This is a genomic window from Legionella israelensis, assembly GCF_004571175.1.
Classification (GTDB): domain Bacteria; phylum Pseudomonadota; class Gammaproteobacteria; order Legionellales; family Legionellaceae; genus Legionella_D; species Legionella_D israelensis.
Genome location: NZ_CP038273.1, coordinates 2,308,240 through 2,327,608 on the forward strand (window position 1 = coordinate 2,308,240; position 19,369 = coordinate 2,327,608).

Here is a 19,369-nt window from a genome sequence, read left to right on the forward strand (position 1 = left end):
TATAAGTATAGCTAATAATTTATGTGATTAGAGATAAGGTCGACAAGCCGCTAATGAGCGGTTTTTGTAAATTCTGGGTTTATTGGTTTTTATAGCTTAATTTTTGGGGGTTTATTCATAAGCTTTCACTGGAGAAGTAAATCCTTGTGGTTTTAATGCCAATAAGGAACAATTAATTCTTTGTAGAATATTTTCTGCCGTATTGCCAATGATAAAACCGCTAATTCCCGTACGGGCAACTGTTCCCATAACCAGTATATCAATTTTTTTATGCTCAATTTCTTTAGGAATAAGATATTCCGGCTGTCCTTTGAGTTGAACGATGGTATAGTTATCTTTGATTTTTGCTGCTTTAATCTGTTCTTTTATTGCTTTTTTATGCGATTCTTTTTCTTCAGCGAGCAGGTTATCGATTTCTTCAGGAGTTATTTTTAACCAGGGATTTCCTCTTACATAACCTTCCAGAGCAAAACTCCAGCAAGAGAAAATACTTAATTTTCCGGTGTACTGTTTTGCAAGGGAATGGGAAATTTGTAAAAGTTCAATGGTTAGATCAAGCCCTGCTTGATCCTCTTCAAAAGGATCAATGGCCACGGCCACATGCAATTTGTTATAAGCATGTTTTGAAGGGCGATGAAGAAATAAAGCACATGGGCATTTACGTAATAACTCCATATCCAGTGCTTTAAAACCTTTTGCATTATCGCTACTTTCTATTTCTTTAACTAACAAATCATGCGAATGACGTAATACATGACGAATAATTCGAATATCGGGGGTCTTGCCTGATTCTACATGAATAGCGATGTCTGGCTTTTTCTTGTTTAGATTTAATTCAGAAATGGCGGCCTTTATATTTTCATTTAAATGGTCTTTAAGCGTCTGTTCATAAGGTTGCACATAATCTTTTAATCTTTTTGGAAAATCCGGACATACGATGAGTACGCTTAATCTGGCTTCATTATCTATTGCCAGCTTGATGGTTTCCTTTAAGACGGCTGTTTCATCGCTGATACCATGGCTTACAAAGAGGATATTTGTAAATTGATGCATAATTGAAAATCTCCTTGAAATAAATTTTCCAAATTTCTATGTGGTTGTGTATTTGTCCACAGCTCTCATATGGTTTTCATAAATATAAGTCTAATACAATTTATTACTCTGTGGTGTTTAAACATGAATACATTGAATTGTATTACTCATGGTAATACTATTATTAACAGGATTTTATCAATTGATAACTCATTAGAGTTTGCAGCATGATCATTTATACAGAAATCAGGGGTTTGGACCAGGCTTTAAAAGATTTTTTATAAGCATTTAAAGGAGAGGGAAATGCCTGGAGGTGGTTATTTGATACGATTTTTCTCTTTATTGTATTTCATTATTTTTGTTATTTATGAAATCATAATCGCTAGCTTTCGAGTAGCCAGATCCATTTTGCTACCGCGATATCAATGGCAGCCGGCGTTAATCGATTTTCCTTTGAGTTGTACAAATGATATCCAAATTACTTTTCTGGCGAACGTCATTTCATTAACTCCTGGAACTTTAACGTTGGAAATATCAAGGGATAAAAAAAATATGTTATTACATGTGATGTTTTTTTCGGACAAGCAACGGTTGATTAGCGACATAAAGCGAAAATTTGAACATCCCATAATGAGGATTTGGCCATGAGCATCCTGTTTGGGCTATCCTGCGTATTTATTATTTTTTCAATGATTTTTTGTTTTATTCGTCTCTTTATAGGGCCAGATTTGTCCGATCGGGTAATAGCCATGGACTTGTTAACAAATATACTTATAGCTTCCGTGATTTTATTCAGTTTGGTCGTTCAGGAAACCGTGTATATTGACTTTATCATACTGGTGGGACTAGTGATGTTTTTAAGTATTTCTATGTATGCCTATTACCTGGAAAAACAATGAGGAGAAATCAAGGTGGTTAGTGATGTATTTTTGCTGACAGGAGCAATATTTATATTTATCGCAGCTTTAGGAATTATGCGTATGCCGGATTTATTTTTAAGGATGCATGCGGCAGCAAAGGCAGGAACATTAGGAGTCAGTTTAATGCTGATTGCCGAGGCGATTCATTTTTCCAGTTGGTCAGTCATTTTAAAAGTAATTATGGTCATCATTTTTCTGTTTTTATCAGCACCGGTAGGTTTCCATCTCATTGGAAGGGCAAGTTATCGGCACGGGGTTTTCTTGGATCAAGCAACAAAAAAAGAAGAGAAAACTGAGAATTACAAATAAAAAAGTTCCTGCTAATTTTTTTACGATGTCTTATCTGATATTTTAATGAAAGTTTGTAATGGTTTTTTACCTGGCGCGTCTGTGTTACAGTTTTTTAAGCTCATATGAGATGTCAAGCTGATCGGTAACGGAGTCATAAACATAGGGACATTTTATGCGTTGGTTATTGTTGTTGCATATAGCAGCAATGCTCTGTTGGTGCGGAGTTTTGATTTATTTACCTGCTCTTATATCTGGCATAGCTGCTCAGCGCATTAATCTACAGGGTGAGCAAGTCCACTTACCAAGAATGATTTTCAATCTTATCCTTACCCCCATGGCTTTAGTAGCAATAATTTCAGGAACCCTTGTATTTGCAATAAAACAAATCATTACTTTTTGGCTGGTCATTAAGCTAACTCTAGTTGTAGGTCTGGTGATATGTCATACCTTTAATGGTTGGTTAATTTTAAAAATGGAGAAGGGGGCAGGAAAAAGATTGAATGTTCTCTGTTTTCTTTGTGGGATAACTTCGTTGATTTTAATAACGTCTATTATTTCGCTGGTATTAGCAAAACCTCGTTTGGGAGTCATATTATGACCCCAGGGTGTCATTCAGGATTTTATATCAACACCCACGCCGTATTCATAAACAAGTTGACCTCCCATGATGCTCGTAAGAAAAATCAGAAAAGTGGTCAGAAAGGACATGTAAATTCCCGCCGGGAAGATATTTACTGCAGGATCTGGCATACGCAACAGCCAGTTGAACGTTGCCAGCGAGAGCATGGTTATCGCAAAAATAGCATGGCACCATCCGCTAATCAGCCGACGGATACGAGCGACAGTGATCAGGTCAATCAAACCAATCAGTCCAGAGAGAGCCCCACCCAATGTGCCAACAACTGCCAACCAGAAACCGGCTCTGGCCCAGAAAAAATCTTTTGTGTAAATGTAGACACAGTCGGTGGCCATCAGACCAAGCAATGCCGCAACAGGAAAATGGATCAGCATCGGATGTATAGGATGTCCGGCAATAGACATTCGACTGATAATAGGTTCTTGAGACATGCAGATTCCGTCAGTCAGTTAATGAAAAAAAAAGGCTTAATTAAAAGATTACCAATAGTTTTATCAATATTCATCCTTTTTTTCCTTGGTGGTTGCAAAGGACCCCAGTCCATGTTGGATCCTGCCGGGCCAGCAGCGTTGCTGGTTTCAAAATTATGGTGGGGGATGTTTATTTTTTTTAGTTTGGTGTTTATTGTCGTTTGTATCTTATGGTTTTATGCTATGCGATCTCGTGATAAAGAAGCAAATAAAAACGAGGTTGAACGATTAAGTCGATACTTTATTATAGGTGGAGGTATTTTGCTGCCGACCATCAGTATTTCGCTAGTGCTTCTTTTCGGTGTTCCTATAGGACACAGCATGTTGCCTTTGCCGGGAAATCAAAAAATCCTGCGAATTAATGTGACAGGGCATCAGTGGTTTTGGGAAGTTCATTATCCTGATGCAGGAATAACCTTGATCAACGAATTACATTTGCCACTTAACCAACCTATTGATATCTATGCCACGAGCCATGATGTTATCCATTCTTTTTGGGTACCGCGCTTGAATGGCAAGATTGATATGATCCCGGGGCATACCAATATTTTGCGAATTCAAGCAACTAAACCTGGACATTTTCGCGGACAGTGTGCTGAGTTTTGCGGTCTATGGCATGCGCGTATGCTGCTCGATGTAGAAGTTCATTCTCATGATGAGTTTAATGCCTGGTTGAAGCGTCAGCAGGCATCTATTGTTTTATCTGACCGTCAGAACCTTGATCAGCAATTATTGAGACGAATGCATAATGAGTAAGATAAGTAAAGTAGATCAACTGCATAAACATGATGAATTCAACAAAGTCTGGGGTAACCCAAGAGGGTGGCGGGCATTAACCATTGTTAATCATACGACCATTGGCATCCGTTTTATCATTACTGCGGCCGTCTTCTTTTTAATTGGTGGTGTCTTAGCGATGGTCATGCGCACACAGCTCGCTCTTCCTGAACAGAGTATCATTTCTTCCGAACTTTATAATCAACTGTTCACTATGCATGGAACAATAATGATGTTTCTTTTTGCTGTTCCAATGATGGAAGGATTGGCTATTTATCTTGTCCCGAAAATGATTGGTTCTAGAGATCTGGTGTTTCCCCGTGTAAGTGTTTTGGGATACTTTTGTTTTTTATTTGGTGGCTTGCTTTTAGTAAGTAGTCTTATTCTCGAGATTGCTCCTAATACTGGCTGGTTTATGTATACGCCTTTAACAAGTGCGGTGTATTCTCCTGGAAAAAACGCTGATTTTTGGTTGCTGGGCGTCACGTTTGTGGAAATTTCTGCCATTGTGACTGGTATTGAGCTCGTGGTTTCCATTATACGTACACGGACTTCCAAAATGACATTAGACAAAATGCCTCTTTATTGCTGGTATGTTTTGGTCATGGCCATCATGATCATTTTTGGTTTTCCTCCCTTAATTCTTGGCAGTATTCTGCTTGAACTTGAGAGGGCATTAAATATTCCTTTTTTTGATATTAGCCGCGGCGGGGATCCTATTCTTTGGCAACATTTATTCTGGTTGTTTGGTCATCCAGATGTTTATATTATTTTTTTGCCCGCTGCCGGGATCGTTTCAACCATACTTCCTGTTTTTGCTCGTCGCGCAATGGTAGGTTATCGATGGATTGTTCTTGCTGTAATAACCACTGGCTTTATCAGTTTTGGTGTATGGGTGCACCATATGTTCACAGTAGGAATTCCAAAATTGGCCCAGGCATTTTTTTCAGTTGCGAGCATGTTGGTAGCCATTCCTACGGGAATTCAATTGTTTGCCTGGTTGACAACGCTTTTCGCCGGACGTCCGGTTTTTCGTGTCCCTATGCTTTGGATCACTGGATTTTTAATCATCTTTGTCGCTGGCGGATTAACCGGTGTTATGTTGGCGCTAGTGCCTTTCGATTGGCAGGTGCATGACACGCACTTTGTCGTTGCTCATCTTCATTATGTCATGATAGGGAGCATGTTTTTTCCTTTAATTGCAGGGCTTTATTATTGGATGCCACATTTTTCTGGTCGCATGCCCTCAGAGTCACTTGCGAAATGGGCTTTTTGGTTAACGTTCATTGGTTTTAATGTGACCTTTTTAATTATGCATTGGACAGGGTTGCTTGGTATGCCGCGACGAATTTACACCTATGATGCAAATTTGGGCTGGGACTGGCCAAACTTCATTTCATCGGTAGGATCTTTTGTGATGGCAGCTGGTATTGCAATGATTTTAATTGATTTGTTTATTCATTTTCGTTATGGGAGACCTTGCGGCAGAAATCCATGGAATGCCGATACTCTTGAGTGGGCTACAGGCACACCTCCCAATCCATATAATTTTATCAGTTTGCCAGATTGTCCTACCCGCCATCCACTCTGGGAGAACCCAGATCTTCAACAAACCATTGCTGAAGGCAAACACGCTCTGGCTGTAGCCAGCCACGGGCGTCGTGAAACCTGGGGAACCGATCCGGTTACTGGGCGTGTTCGTGAGATCATTCATCTTCCAGGGAATACTTGGTTGCCATTTTTGGCTTCCGGTTTTTTGGCAGTCATTTTTATTTCCCTGCTTTTGCGATATTATTTATTTACATGTTTTGCTTTTATAATTTTCCTTGGGATTGTATTGCGTTGGTCATGGGAAAATGGCGCTCATCCTAAAGCTGCGCCAGATGCAAAAAAAGCACCTGGTGACCCACCTTTACATTCCCGTACTTTTGATGGACCTGGACTTTGGGGTATGGGTATTAGTTTGCTTGCTGACGCTGCCTTGTTTATGTCCTTATTGTTCGGATGGTTTTATTTATGGACGGCGGCTCCTCACTGGAAAATACCCAATAATGTGAACCTTTCCAATGTTTTATTACTTGGGAATGGTTTTTTACTGACCCTATCTGCCTTCTGGTTTAACCGAGTTATCAAGAAAGTACGAAAGCGTGAAATTAAATTTCTGCAGGTAAACCTCTGGAGCATCAGTTTTCTAGCCCTTATTCAATCTGCCATGTTGTTATGGGTATTGGTAAATTCTGGTTTAAAACCCACAGCATTAGCCCATGATGGAGTTATCCTGGTCATGCTTTTATATCAAATTATTCACACTGTTTTGGCTATGATTATGACAGTAATGTTAGCCCTGCGTGTCGCTTATGGTTATATAGGTAAAAAAGCGCCTTATGAGCCTATTGTGGTTGAGCAATGGTGGTTTTACACATTGGCTATCTTCTGGGTTATATATGTCGCTGTTATCTTATTTCCCATGTCCTGGGGGGCATAATGTCTTTTTCACCTCATCCCCTCCATTTGGTCTTGGGTTTGACCATCTGGAGTGTGTGGTTTGTACTTATATACAGTGTTTTATCGATTTATTGTGCGATTTATCCAAATATGTATGACAATTCATTTTATTGGATAAAAACTATTCTTTTATGCCTTACATTGTTGATATTTTTTATACTAATATATTTGACTTATTGCTGCTGGAAGAGCTATCAATGTTCTCGTTCAAAATCCAGCATTACCCGTTTTATGATATGGCTTAGCCTGGGAGGCTATCTGGTAGCCATGTTCGCAATGTTTAGTATTGGAATGATGATTTTGTTTTTCCCGCCTTGCTTATAACATTGGCGAATGGAAAACAAAAAAGGAATAACGGCATGAAAAAGCAAAATCTCATATTATGCACATTATCTTTGATGGTGATTTTTCCTTCTTTAAGCTTCGCACATGATCCGTTTGCCTCTGGTAAATCCTCGCAATTACCCATTGTTTTGAGTGCGATATTGTTATTGTGTATATGGATATTTTATACAATTGGGGCTTGGAAAAATTGGCCGGGTTTAAAAAAGTGGAGCATATTTCAGTTGGCAACGCTAATTATTATAGGGACTATTTTTGGTCCTCTGGATGAATGGGCTGAAACGAACACAGCGGCTCACATGACACAGCATATGTTAATGATGGTGGTTATTGCGCCGTTGTGGGTTCTGGCGCAACCCTTGCCTCAATTATCGATAGCCAGCAATCGAGTAGCAGTGCTATTTTTCCTTCCTTTCTTTCGCATCCTTCATTATCCAATGTTGGCGGCAGCTTTGCATGCCGTCATGATCTGGTTCTGGCATGCACCAAAGCCGTATCTTCTTGCGCTGAACAATTCTTGGTGGCATGTGGTTGAACACGCTTGTTTTATAGTCACTGCTGGCTTATTTTGGTGGGCAGTGCTTCGTAGCACAAAATATACAACCGTTAAAGCTTTTCTTGCTTTGCTCTTCACTTTAATGCATACCGGTTTTCTTGGTGCTTTATTGACCTTTGCGCATATTTCCTTATATGGTCATCATCGCTCGCTTCAAAGCCAGCAACTTGCAGGTTTAATCATGTGGGTTGCTGGTGGTATACCCTATCTGTTGGCTGTATTCTGGTGTAGTCAGCGCTGGTTTCGCCATATTAACAGCTAAGATCTCAAAGAATAAAAAAGATGGGGCAATAAATGAGCACAGTTGGTGAATGGTGGATGTGGCTGCTTTTTCTAGTCATTGTCACGCTTATTTTAGGTCTGGATATTTTTGCCTTAGGGGGCAGGAAAGCTCATCGTGTATCTACCAGGGAGGCGCTTTTCTGGAGCAGTGTTTGGGTGGCCACCGCTTTGCTGTTTAATATACTGTTATGGTGGTATTTAATGCAAACATCCACAACTGCCATAGCCAATAAAAAGGCACTGGAATTTTTCACAGGCTATCTTGTGGAAAAATCTCTGTCTACCGATAATATTTTCGTTTTTTTGATGATCTTTAATTATTTTGCTATTCCAGCCAAATACCAGCGGCGGGTCTTATTATATGGGGTATTAGGCGCAATTTTCATGCGCTTAATCATTATTTTGATGGGCATCTGGTTAATTCATAAATTTGAGTGGATACTTTATCTATTTGGTGCTTTTCTGTTGATAACAGGTCTTAGGATGTTGATTCTTTCCGAAAAAAAACCTGATTTGGAGCAAAACCTTATTTTGCGTTGGATGCGTCATCATTTTCGTATTACCGATAAACTTCATAAAGAGCGTTTTTTTATACGTGATAAAGGTTTGTTTTATTTTACACCGCTTTTTCTTGTGCTTGTATCAATAGAGATAAGTGACTTGATTTTTGCTGTTGACAGTATTCCTGCTATTTTTGCCATCACTCATGATCCATTTATTGTTTTTACCTCCAATATTTTTGCCATATTAGGATTGAGAGCATTGTATTTTTTACTTGCCAATCTGGTGGACAGATTCCAAATGCTTAAATACGGTATTGCCGTTTTATTAGCTTTTATTGGTTTTAAAATGTTGCTCGCTTATTGGATTGAAATTCCGATTTTAATCATTTTGACAATAATACTTACCATTATAATGGTCAGTATCTTTTTAAGTTTAATAAATCCCAAGCAGCGTTAGGTTTATGAGATGTTAAGTACCAGTATATTGAACAGTGATGGAATTTTTTTAAAACTCCGAACTGGGGTTTTGAATGCGTTGAGACATGGGCCTCAACGCACCAGACATTACCGACCAAAACCACCTGGATTCCAGTGAATGCCGTCAAAAAACAAACTTAAATCTTTTACCTTGCCCGTAGGAACTGGATTTTTACTGAGAACAATCAACTTATAATTTACCCTGTCTTTACTGTAACTGGGGTTTAGCACCTCGGCGAAGAAATGCTTTGATTGACCTGCGGCATCCTTTAGGGTAATGGCTACATTGGGTGGAATGTCAGAAAAATTATTTTTGATATCTTTATTTTTCCACAAACCGACAAATTCTTGTAAAGGCATGGTTCCTGTTTTTCGTGCGGGGCGATCGGCAAAATAATCAATGTTTTTTGATTCATTCTGTAAGGTCAGGCTATAGCTATTGTCCTTATTCTTAATCAAGCTTCCCTGATAAGCCGTTTCCAGAAATAGATAACTCCCTGATGAGGCCATAGCTATACTGCTGCTAAGCAATAATGTAATACCTAAAACTGATTTTTTCATTGTTATTCTCCTCATGAATTATTTACGAGTGATTCTTTTCTTTCTTCATGATCTTCTATTGTTGTATTTGTCGCCTCCTTAGGTTGTCTGACAATACTTTTTGGACTTTTTTCAGATGATTGTTCCTCGGCTGGGAGAAAAAAGCGGAACTCCTGTGAGGAGGAAATCGACAGCGGATTTCTATCGACTGGATTTTCCTGGGTATTTTTCAGCGAGTCAACTTTCTCTATGCTTCTTGCCAAGACTATCTCCTCATCATTTTGAGCTTTTGGCTCTCTTTCATGCATTTTTTCTTCTAAATTTTTTGGTGGTGGTTCCTTTTTTATCTCTTCCTGCAATTCTTTTCCTTCGTCTTTATTGTCTACGTCTTCTTTTTTCCTAATTTCTTCTTTCTTTTCTAAATCGCTTGACAGGTTTTCCTCTTCTACATCCGGTAAAACCTGAATCTTTGGCTCTTCTTTAAGTTTTTCTTCGTCTTCTTCACTATCTTCGTCTTCTTCGCTATCTTCACTTTCTGAGCTATATCCTGTTTCTATATCAAAATGAACATTGGACGGCTGATTTTCTGAAGAAGGTTGCAGGTGATTTTTTAGGGAAAAAAGTGTCAGTGTGATTAAAAATATCATTGACAGTCCCACATTGGTGAAGAAAAAACCATAACTGATTTCATGCTCCTCATTGGTTGCGGCATATATATCATTGGGAAAATGGAAAAAAGTGGCTGCCAGAGAAGGATTTTCACAAATGATCTCAATAAGTGCTGAGAGGACTTTACTAATTTTTGGGTGGCTTTCTTTCAATAAAGAACTCAGCAAGCCCACAATACCGGTGGCTAAAATAATGCTGCTCGGAACAGGAGATTCAGGATCAATAATCTCTTGCTGTAAAAGCACTCCCAAAACACCGCCAGGCGCTACCAGTCCACGGAATGTATTTGCGACATGTCTTGTTATGCTGCGTTCGGTTAGTTGATTCTGGGCATTTTTATAGTTCACACTGCGAGTTAGAATGGCTGGAAGGACAGCCAGAGCCGGGGCTACCATTCTGGCAAAATCATTGCTGTGGTATTCTATGCCTCCGATATATCCTGCTAAAGTATTTATTGTACTCCAGGCAAAGCCAAAGTCGCCTAAAAAACCACTGATTCCTTTTTCGACTGCAAAAGTACCTTTATTTAAAGCTTTAAAAAATTTATTTTCGGGGTTTTTTTCTGCAAGAGCAGTGACCGCTTCGTGCGTCAGGCTGATACCAGAACCTGTGGTTACAGGTGCAATTAACCAAAGGCCAGGCTTATAATAAATCGCGATTGGGCCAAAGGTGGATGACCATGAGCCTGCCCCTTTTGGTAAACTGGTGATGAGTTTTACCAGTGTAAGCCCTGCTTTTCCTGAGTTTTGAAAAATGGATTTTTTCGGTGGTGTAATTAATGGTAATTGTTCATCGGTAACTAATGATGAATCTTCTCGTTTTTCCTGCATACAAACTCCGCAAATTAAATAGATTTTTCTAGTTGGTATTTTATCGATAAATTATTAAGTAGAGATTAACCATAAAGTAAAAAATTAATTCTTTTTCTGCTCGTAATTTAAAAAAGCAGCCAAGGGGAAAAGAACTGAAAGCGGGATTCAATAAGAGTCATCCATGACTCAAATTACGTTAAACAAGTGACATGGACGTTTTGGCGTTTGGAAATTCAGTATCCTTGGATTTTTTCTGTTTTGTTCGTTCTCGCCAAATCTGAGCAATTATTTTTAATTTCCCATAGGTGAGGTTTGGACGAGGTTGACTGTTAGCCCAGCGCTCTTTTTCCTCTCTCGACATATTGATCGTTTTAAATCGATCAGTTAATTCTTTAGAATCGAGAGGATGAAGACTCCTTCTTCTCACTGGAATCTCATAGCCTTCTTTGGAAAAAAGGCTGACGGGGTTATTCCATTGTTCTCGATGATGATCATAAAGATGAATTTGAATGTCTTGAAGAAGTTGACGCTCATGCAATTTCATTAAAGTCGGCAATTCTGCAAGCCAAAAATTGTTAGAAACAGTGATTCCCGCTGATTCAGACTTTTTTTCTGAACTTATATACACATTTGCAACATTAAAGGCATATGAAGAAAATACGCGCGAGATGCTGCAAGTGAATAAAATAATGAAGTCATCATAAGTTTGCTGCACTTTATAAATCGCACGACATACGTCAAATATAATAGAAATAGAAGGTACCTGGCTATCTGATAATTCATGAACGGCTTCAAATGCTTTTTTCTTGGCAACTTCACCAGACCAGAAATTGACAGGCTTCTTAAATGATGTTGCTCCTGGAAATCCGTTTTTTTCCAGGTAGTCAAACAAGTCAATGAATTTTTTGGCCATTTCAGTTGGATGCTCTGTACCAATAGACTCACTATCTATTTGGGTGAATGAGGGAAGGATATCCTGGCAAAGGTCTATAAATTCATCCAGTTTATTTTCAATAAAATAGCTTATTGCGGAAATGACATTTGATTTTTCCATGTGTTCAGGATGGCTGATGTAGGTCCAGCGTACATTTTCATCCAGCTTGGCCTGCATTTCTTCTTTCAAAAAAGGTTTTATCTTGGAAATGATTTTAGCTTTCAAGTTTTCTTTGTGTGCTTTCATAAGAAATGACCTCTGTTTGATTAATAAGTAAGCACACTGAATATATAAATATTTTTTATTCATTTGAAACGAATAAAATTAGAACAAACAATCAATTAAATTGATTAATTATGAGGCGTGATAGTTTGAAAATCAGCAGATCGCTAAGCAAAGAAGGGATTTCAAGAAATGTATACGTGGAGAGTCCATTGCTCTACTCATTCGTTAGCACATAAAATGCGCCACTTGAATTATTTTTGTTTCGACTAAAAATATCATTTACTGCCGAATATGGGATAGAGTAAAGAATCACCAGAAATGGATTTTTCATTCAATTTGAACAGGATTCTCTATATCATAAGATAGGCGCCAATGGCGATGGTTCGGTTATAAGGAAGTTGATAAAAATCAATATTCAGATTCGCAGAATAGTTTCTTGATAAGAAAGAAAATATCTTTTCCTGCCAGAAAAACCATAAGGTCTTTTTCTTACGTGTAGCAACGATATTAGGGACCTCCATCAGATAAACCGCAGAATCCACGTTCACTGAAAAAGGTAGCATTTTTCTGTCATTGGCATTATAAAGAGCTAAAGGAATGGAAATAAAATCCTTAAAACCGTAATGTAAAATCAGATTGCAGATGTTTTCATCCAGACAGGAGACCTCAAATCGATCGCTTGATTTGACATAAGGAACGTTTTCGATGACATAACTGACGATAAGCACATGCTCTGGTAGGGCGCGATTAAGCTTGAGAAAATGCAGAAAACTTCCTCCGCTTTTGTCATAAACATCGGTGATAAAAATCGCTGTCAGATCGGGTAGACGGTTAAGGCTCTTATAATGCAACTGTTTTAAAATTTTTGAGACATCTTCCTTGTTGGTATAATAAAATTTGCGTAAAAAGTCCATGCCCTTTTTCCAGGTGTACATGATAAAGGCACATATCATGGCAAAAACGACCGGGACCCAGCCTCCTGTCAGAAGCTTCTGAAGATTGGCACCAAGAAAAAGCAGATCAATGAATAAAAAACAGGAAAAGAGAAGAATCAAAAGAATAATATTCCACCGCCATATTTTATAAGCTGCAAAAGAGACCAATAAAGTAACCAGCAGCATGTCCAGGTTCACTGCAATGCCATAGGCATGAGCTAAAGCGGTTGATGTCTGGAAGGTGAAAACCAGCAAAAGAGTTCCCAGAGCCAGGATAAAATTAATTTGAGGGATATAAATTTGTCCTTTTTTTGTTTCAGATGTCTGTATGATCGGTAATCGCGGATATAAACCCAATAATACTGCCTGTTTTGCTAAGGAAAAAGTGGCTGAAATGACAGCTTGTGAAGCGATGATCGTGGCTATGGTAGCAATGATCAATAAAGGCAGGGAAAACCAGGCTGGAGCCAGATGGTAAAAAGGATTGGAAATGGCATCAGGGTGCTTCAGCAAATAAGCTCCCTGGCCAAAATAATTTAACAGTAATCCTGGCAGAGCCACACAAAACCAGCTTAGGCGAATAGGATTTTTGCCGAAATGTCCCAGATCGGTATATAGAGCTTCTCCGCCTGTGACAACAAGAAAAATCCCACCCAGTAAAGCATACCCCCGCCATCCGTTCACATGAATAAATTCAACCGCATAATAAGGATTAACTGCCTTAAAAACGATGGGATTATGAATAATTTCTTTTAAGCCCAGGATACCTATGGTGCAAAACCATATAAACACAATAGGCCCAAAAGTAAAACCGATTCTTGCCGTTCCAAGGGATTGAAAAAAAAATAAGGTTAACAGAATTAAACAGGATATCGGAAGTACCCAGTTTGAAAGAGCAGGCAGAGTAACATCAAGACCTTCAATGCACTGACTACAGAAATAGCCGGTGTCAGCATACCATCGCCAAACACCAGTCCTGCGCCAAATATACCAATAAGAAAAAAATATTTCTGAAATTTACCGTTTTTTCGTCTCAAAAGAGCCAGCAAGGCCAATATACCACCTTCACCATCATTGTCGGCGCGAAAAATAATGGTCAAGTATTTAATCGAAATAACAAGAATCAGCGCCCAGAAAATAAGAGATAGTACCCCTAGTACATCAATGAGATTAATGGGTAAACCTTCAAGGGATTCACGAATGGCATATAAAGGACTTGTACCGATATCACCATAAACAATACCTAATGCTGCCAAAGACAATGAAAAGAGGGTTTGATTCTGGGGTGGTGACTCATTCACAATATTTTGCTGCTCTCATATTAATTATCCCCAATGTAACAATGTGAAAACCTTTAATCAATATCCTGGTTTGCTATTTTAAAAATGTTTTTCACGAAGGAGCTGATTTCAGTCAAATTATATAGGCTATTGATTAAAAAAGAGTTTATGAAAGCAAAGCGTATGGTTTGTCTTAAGAGGACTGTTTGAGTGGATAAAGAAGGTTATATATTCAACCAGTCTCCAGTCATTTCTTTATTTGAATGGAATTGGTATTGTTAAGGTTATATATTAAAATCATTATGTGTATTCATTACAGATTTTTAGGCCAGTCAAATTTGGGAGTATATAATGAACCAATGTAAACGTGTTTTTATTGTGGGTCATCCTGGTGCCGGCAAAGAATTGCTGGGAAAAACTCTGGCTGAAAAGCTCAATTGGCGGTTTATTGATGCTGATCTTGGATTGGAATACTACGTGGGTCGAAGCTTAAATGAGATAGTTGGAAAAGAAGGCGAAAAAAAATTTCTTGATTGTCAATCAGAAATATTATCGGCACAGATGAATAAAGAAAGGGTCGTCATTACAACGGATGCAAGCGTTGTGGATAGTGAAAAAAATACTCAAATACTGTTCTCGGAATTTGTTGTGTTTCTCAATGCAAGTCCATCTGTCCAGTTAGAGCGTGTATCGAAAAGTTTTCTTCCCTTGTTACCAGGTCTTGAACTTAAAGATTTTTTTGAAAAACTTCATACTCAACGTGATCATTTATATCAACAGGTGGCTAATGTGACCATTAATACGGACAATGGGAAACTTGAAGAACATGCAGAGCATGTTTTGAAAAAGATTTCGGAAAAAGAGGCTTGAAATTGCTCAACCGTCATCGTTGACGATTACGACACACTCTATCAAGCTTCATTCTTATCAGTGAGGAGGGTTTTCATTACAGTGACAGGATGTTCGGCAAATTGATCCATTGCTATTTTTTCCCATTCAAGCTTTTCATAATAAGCGCAAACTTTGGGAGCAAAGGCAAAAAGGAAAAGTTCTGCAAATCCTAATTGTTTTGCTTTTTGTTTAGTGGAATCCATCAGTAATTTACCAATGCCTCGCTTTTGATAATCGGAGTCAACGACAAGTGAAGCAAGCCAAGGTGTCAAATCAGAACGAATGCCGTCATTCTCCCGCAAACTGCACATACCCACGGGTTTATTATGATGAAAAGCTACAAATGTTAATGGCATTTGCCCGTCATTCAAATGACTAAAAAAACATTGCTCGACGTCTTCAATGGATTTATCAGGCATCCAGATACTACCTAACACCTTATGCCAGATCTGGGCCAGGGATGGAATGATGTGTGGATGATTTTTGAGAAAATCAATTTTAATCATTTTATCACCTTTTGCTAAACCGTTACTTGAATTATGCGTTATTCTTGCAATCAGTGTAAATCTATTTTTATCAATACAGTTTTTGCGCATGCAAAAGAGGAAGGGGATCCTGAGCAGAACATCATCTGAAACAATTCACAAATGCCATTACGGATAATGTTTGATCAGGAAAATTAAATTAGCTTGTTATTTGTTCATCTTGCTGTTAATATGACATTAATTGTTTAAATCATATAAATCGTTATGTTTGATTTTAAGTCATTTCTTATAGCAAATGTGGTGGTCGTCGTTACTTTCGTAACGTGCGGCAGCCATTTGACTTAAAATGAAACACTACCGCACTTCTGAGGGAGCTGCGGTAGAATCTCATATCGGAACTCCTGAAGAAGGTAAATGAAAAAAAGGAGGCACCGATGTCATTAAAAAATAATTTACTACTTCAGAAACTGTATCCCTGGCTGATATGGACACTAGCCGCAGGCTTCTTTTTTTATAAATACTTTATTCAAGTATCTCCCAGTGTCATTAGTTCTCAACTGATGAATACTTTTGCTCTATCTGGTGCAGGATTAGGTCATTTAGCCGCCTGTTTTTTTTATGCTTATCTCATCATGCAAATACCGGCAGGCCTTATTTTAGATCGATACAGTCCGCGCATGATTTTGTTTTTGGCTTCTTTTTTATGTGCCGTAGGTATATTGATTTTTGCTCATTCTCAGCAACTTTACTGGGCAGAATTAAGTCGTTTCTTAAATGGTTTGACCGCGGCTTTCGCGGCAGTAGCCTGTTTTAAGTTGATAACTTTATGGTTTCCCCCGGAGCGATTTGCACTCATGGCCGGTCTAAGCATGGCCATGGCGATGTTAGGAGCTATCAGTGGGGAAGCGCCGCTATCGTATTTGGTGAGCCGGTATGATTGGCGCAAATCCTTGGAAATTATTGCTGTTTTTGGGTTTTTATTGTCTTTTCTCATTCTGTTTATTTTATCGGATAAAAAAACAGATGGTGCTCAAAGAAAGAAACCTGAGAAATTATTTCCAAATATCAAGGGTATTTGTAAAAACAGGCAAACCTGGTTGTTGTCACTGTACAGTGGACTGGCTTTTTCTCCTGTTTCTGTGTTTGGTGGCTTATGGGGCGTTTCCTTTATTGAGAAAGCTTATGGGCTGGTATCCATAAATGCAGCAAGTGCTGTTTCACTTATTTTTGTAGGCTTTGCCATTGGATGTCCTTTCAGTGGCTGGCTCTCTGATTATATGCAGAGGCGCAAACCACTCATGTGGTTTGGTACCTTAACGGCCTTTTTGAGTCTTAGTCTCATATTGTATGCTCCCATTTCATCTTTCATTTTATATTTTCTTTTATTTTTATTTGGTCTTGGCACCAGTTGCTTTTTTCTCTGCTTTTCCATGATAAAAGAAATCCATTCTTTGGTTTTTGCCGGAACGGTATTGGGTTTTATGAACACTTTTGATTCGCTTTGTGAAGCTTTAACGGAGCCTTTTGTAGGTAAATTATTGGATATTAGCTGGAATGGACAGCAGTTAAATGGTGTTCGATTGTTTTCGGTGGTTGATTATCGTTTCGGACTATCCGTGTTATCGATTTATTTGGCGCTTTCTATTTTTCTTTTGTTTTTTATCAAGGAAACTGGAACGCATTGTAAATAAAAAGAAAATGAGTTATTAACATTAAAACCGAATGCAGCTTAATTGTTCTTAAAATAAGCCTTTAAGAACCTGGAAAATTGCAAACGGTTTTAATGTATGAGAGTCACCGTCTGTTGAACTCTATAGTTAGAGTTGAAAAGTTTTGATCCTAAAAAGTTAGGCTGTGTTTACAATTCATCATGACCTAATAGAGCAGAGACCTAAATGACAAGGTTTGAATCTTTGGTAATGATTTCTTCCATGGCTTGCATGATGGTTTCCATATAAGCTTTTTTATTTCCTGTATATTCTGTTCCGGCTTGATGAAATGAATCAAAAATTAATTTTGCATTTTGTTTACCTAAAATATTTTCTATCATATCAGCCACCCGCTCCTGCGCTGCTTTAAAAGCTTCTCTGTGGTTTGTTTTTCGGTCTAGCTCTTCTGCTTTGGGATAGGAGGGGGATTTTTCGTCGCGCCATTGTAAGTTGGATATCAGGTCAGCGACATCGGAGTATTTTCGAATATCTTTAAGCTCACTCACAAGAGACTGAATGTTGGATTGTCTGGCTTGGGCGGTAGGTATCTCTTTCAGTGAGGATAAAACTTTTATATAAAGCTCGATTTTAATTCCTTCCGGAAGAGGTTTATAAAAGGAAGGCATCGCATTTTCCTTACGGTAGATAATTTAGTAAGATAAATCATAAGATGGTATCTAAACAAATGCAATGTTTGCTTTAAAATACGGTAAACCAAAACATGCTAACGTCAGTTACTCATGCGTTTTTCGATTTAATCACGTCAAAAATATATAAAATTGTCATTAATCACTCTCTAATGTAAAGAAAAACAAAATTTATATTTAAATTCTCATGTTACGCACAATCGACTTTAACGAGCCATATTTTTTAACTCCTGCATAGCAATTTGGTTAGCCCTGAGTATTAATTTGTACTTGATGGCAAAGTGATTCAATTTTGTCTTTATTTTCATCATTTCCAGTTTGCAGTATGCAATGATTGCGGCAAAGATATGGTTGGATTGTGTTTTAACCGTACGGGTTGGAGACTTGTTCAGGCTTGCATTTTGTTTAATTGACTTGTGATACTCTTCAATCCGCCACCGTTTCTGGTACACTTCATAAAGACGTTCGGCACTGCTGGTCATGTCATTAGAAACGAGATAGAGAACCCCTGTAGAACCATTTTCGTTTTTGAAAATTTTCTTCAAAAGCCTCACTGGGAAGTCTAATCCCTTGAGATAGACTGTGTGGGCTATGTCCTCTTCAAGCTCTAATTCTCTGACTTTTGTGTACCGTCCGTTGTTGGCGTCGTTTTTGGATAAAGCTAAGGTTCGATTAGATTTAATCCCAATAATAAACGATTTTTGAAGGTCATTATGGATGTAAGCCATATTGGCCTTCGAGCCAAACCAATTGTCCGCAAGTACAAAGTCAAACAACACATGATTACTAACCGCTTGTGCGATAAGCTTGCGAAAAAGTTCATTTTTAGTCGTGGATGACTTTCTGCGAGCTTGCCTTGTTTCAATGTCACAAAAAGCAACGTCTTTTTTGATAACTTCATAACCAACAGGAACACTGAAGTCACCATACCGAACCATGCAGGTCAGGATATTAATCCCTTTGACCACATCACCTTTAGCATGGGAATAATGCCAACAATTAATTTCATTCTCATCCGTGTAAGGCTTCTCCTCAATCGAGTCATCCAATAAAAGAACACCGTCTGATGCTTCACTCTCCCTGACTGACTTCTTGACATAATTCCAGAGCGCTTTGGAACCAAAATCTTGTAGTCGTAAAAATCGTGTCACCTTGTCGTGAGCAAATTCACCATCCAACATCTCCGATAAACCTGTAGCTGTTGCATATTTATTCTGGCAAATCAAATAGTCACTATAAATATCAAGCATATCCATTAAATCTTCCTCCCTAAAAATCAGGGATGAAATTTTAATTAAATTTCAGGGAGCAGCAAGGTTTAGTGCGTAACATGAGTTAAATTTTGAAAAAATTATTATCAGAGTGTACCTATTTAAGCTTCCCTTAAGCCAATTGGGCGTATTATTTTTAAACATTGCGAACAATTTATTATTTTTAAAATAAGCTTAAA

The 19,369-nt window shown here is 38.3% G+C and carries 18 protein-coding genes and 1 pseudogene; 10 read left to right on the forward strand and 9 right to left on the reverse strand.

All coding sequences use genetic code 11. The annotated features are described in order from the left end of the window. Window positions 1-111: 111 nt before the first annotated feature. Entirely contained in the window at window positions 112-1,053 is a 942-nt protein-coding gene (locus E4T55_RS10490) for a universal stress protein (protein WP_058500838.1), read from the reverse strand. A 282-nt stretch (window positions 1,054-1,335) separates the two neighbouring features. Here E4T55_RS10490 and E4T55_RS15640 point away from each other — a divergent pair, with 282 nt between their 5' ends. The 4 genes from E4T55_RS15640 (at window position 1,336) to E4T55_RS10510 (ending at window position 2,841) form a co-directional block, all read left to right on the forward strand. After that, window positions 1,336-1,680 carry a Na+/H+ antiporter subunit E gene (locus tag E4T55_RS15640; protein ID WP_058500839.1) on the forward strand — a complete coding sequence of 115 codons (345 nt, stop codon included), beginning with the start codon at window positions 1,336-1,338 and terminating at the stop codon, window positions 1,678-1,680. Next, a complete protein-coding gene (locus E4T55_RS10500; protein WP_058500840.1) occupies window positions 1,677-1,931 on the forward strand; it encodes an MrpF/PhaF family protein in 255 nt (84 codons plus the stop codon). Before E4T55_RS15640 ends, E4T55_RS10500 begins: the two co-directional genes overlap by 4 nt. A gap of 12 nt (window positions 1,932-1,943) precedes the next feature. After that, window positions 1,944-2,261, forward strand: a complete 318-nt coding sequence (gene mnhG / locus E4T55_RS10505) for a monovalent cation/H(+) antiporter subunit G (protein ID WP_058500841.1) — start codon at window positions 1,944-1,946, stop codon at window positions 2,259-2,261. Window positions 2,262-2,415: 154 nt separating this feature from the next. Next, window positions 2,416-2,841 carry a CopD family protein gene (locus E4T55_RS10510; protein WP_058500842.1) on the forward strand — a complete coding sequence of 142 codons (426 nt, stop codon included), beginning with the start codon at window positions 2,416-2,418 and terminating at the stop codon, window positions 2,839-2,841. A gap of 14 nt (window positions 2,842-2,855) precedes the next feature. Here E4T55_RS10510 and E4T55_RS10515 read toward each other — a convergent pair whose 3' ends face one another. After that, window positions 2,856-3,311: a DUF2231 domain-containing protein gene (locus tag E4T55_RS10515; RefSeq protein WP_058500843.1), complete on the reverse strand. Its 456-nt coding sequence runs from the start codon at window positions 3,309-3,311 to the stop codon at window positions 2,856-2,858. Window positions 3,312-3,422: 111 nt separating this feature from the next. On the opposite strand from E4T55_RS10515, the gene coxB reads away from it, so the two are divergent. From coxB to E4T55_RS10535, 4 genes are all read left to right on the forward strand, one after another. Then, window positions 3,423-4,106, forward strand: coding sequence for a cytochrome c oxidase subunit II (coxB, locus tag E4T55_RS10520; protein WP_065235965.1), 684 nt, complete (start codon window positions 3,423-3,425; stop codon window positions 4,104-4,106). Next, on the forward strand, window positions 4,099-6,612 hold the full coding sequence (gene ctaD / locus E4T55_RS10525; protein WP_058500844.1) for a cytochrome c oxidase subunit I: 2,514 nt from the start codon (window positions 4,099-4,101) through the stop codon (window positions 6,610-6,612). The genes coxB and ctaD overlap by 8 nt, the downstream gene beginning before the upstream one ends. A gap of 379 nt (window positions 6,613-6,991) precedes the next feature. After that, window positions 6,992-7,792 carry a cytochrome c oxidase assembly protein gene (locus tag E4T55_RS10530; protein WP_058500845.1) on the forward strand — a complete coding sequence of 267 codons (801 nt, stop codon included), beginning with the start codon at window positions 6,992-6,994 and terminating at the stop codon, window positions 7,790-7,792. Window positions 7,793-7,824: 32 nt separating this feature from the next. Beyond that, window positions 7,825-8,772 carry a TerC family protein gene (locus E4T55_RS10535; protein WP_115325344.1) on the forward strand — a complete coding sequence of 316 codons (948 nt, stop codon included), beginning with the start codon at window positions 7,825-7,827 and terminating at the stop codon, window positions 8,770-8,772. Between the two features lie 107 nt (window positions 8,773-8,879). Here the strand turns inward: E4T55_RS10535 and E4T55_RS10540 are convergent, their stop codons facing one another. From E4T55_RS10540 to E4T55_RS10555, 4 genes and pseudogenes are all read right to left on the reverse strand, one after another. After that, window positions 8,880-9,353, reverse strand: a complete 474-nt coding sequence (locus E4T55_RS10540) for a hypothetical protein (protein ID WP_058500847.1) — start codon at window positions 9,351-9,353, stop codon at window positions 8,880-8,882. 11 nt (window positions 9,354-9,364) lie between these two features. Then, window positions 9,365-10,831: a hypothetical protein gene (locus E4T55_RS10545; protein ID WP_058500848.1), complete on the reverse strand. Its 1,467-nt coding sequence runs from the start codon at window positions 10,829-10,831 to the stop codon at window positions 9,365-9,367. A gap of 178 nt (window positions 10,832-11,009) precedes the next feature. Beyond that, on the reverse strand, window positions 11,010-11,993 hold the full coding sequence (locus tag E4T55_RS10550) for a hypothetical protein (protein WP_131780742.1): 984 nt from the start codon (window positions 11,991-11,993) through the stop codon (window positions 11,010-11,012). Between the two features lie 329 nt (window positions 11,994-12,322). Beyond that, a pseudogene (locus E4T55_RS10555) lies at window positions 12,323-14,208 on the reverse strand (potassium transporter Kup). A 330-nt stretch (window positions 14,209-14,538) separates the two neighbouring features. Between E4T55_RS10555 and E4T55_RS10560 the strand changes: the two are divergent. After that, window positions 14,539-15,057: a shikimate kinase gene (locus E4T55_RS10560; RefSeq protein WP_058500850.1), complete on the forward strand. Its 519-nt coding sequence runs from the start codon at window positions 14,539-14,541 to the stop codon at window positions 15,055-15,057. Between the two features lie 41 nt (window positions 15,058-15,098). Here the strand turns inward: E4T55_RS10560 and E4T55_RS10565 are convergent, their stop codons facing one another. After that, window positions 15,099-15,584: a GNAT family N-acetyltransferase gene (locus E4T55_RS10565; protein ID WP_058500856.1), complete on the reverse strand. Its 486-nt coding sequence runs from the start codon at window positions 15,582-15,584 to the stop codon at window positions 15,099-15,101. A 413-nt stretch (window positions 15,585-15,997) separates the two neighbouring features. On the opposite strand from E4T55_RS10565, the gene E4T55_RS10570 reads away from it, so the two are divergent. Continuing rightward, window positions 15,998-17,254: an MFS transporter gene (locus E4T55_RS10570; RefSeq protein WP_058500851.1), complete on the forward strand. Its 1,257-nt coding sequence runs from the start codon at window positions 15,998-16,000 to the stop codon at window positions 17,252-17,254. A 200-nt stretch (window positions 17,255-17,454) separates the two neighbouring features. Here E4T55_RS10570 and E4T55_RS10575 read toward each other — a convergent pair whose 3' ends face one another. After that, window positions 17,455-17,898 (reverse strand): hypothetical protein, encoded by a 444-nt coding sequence (locus E4T55_RS10575; protein WP_058500852.1) that lies wholly within the window; start codon window positions 17,896-17,898, stop codon window positions 17,455-17,457. A 227-nt stretch (window positions 17,899-18,125) separates the two neighbouring features. Then, entirely contained in the window at window positions 18,126-19,175 is a 1,050-nt protein-coding gene (locus tag E4T55_RS10580; RefSeq protein ID WP_115325247.1) for an IS701 family transposase, read from the reverse strand. Window positions 19,176-19,369: the final 194 nt, after the last annotated feature.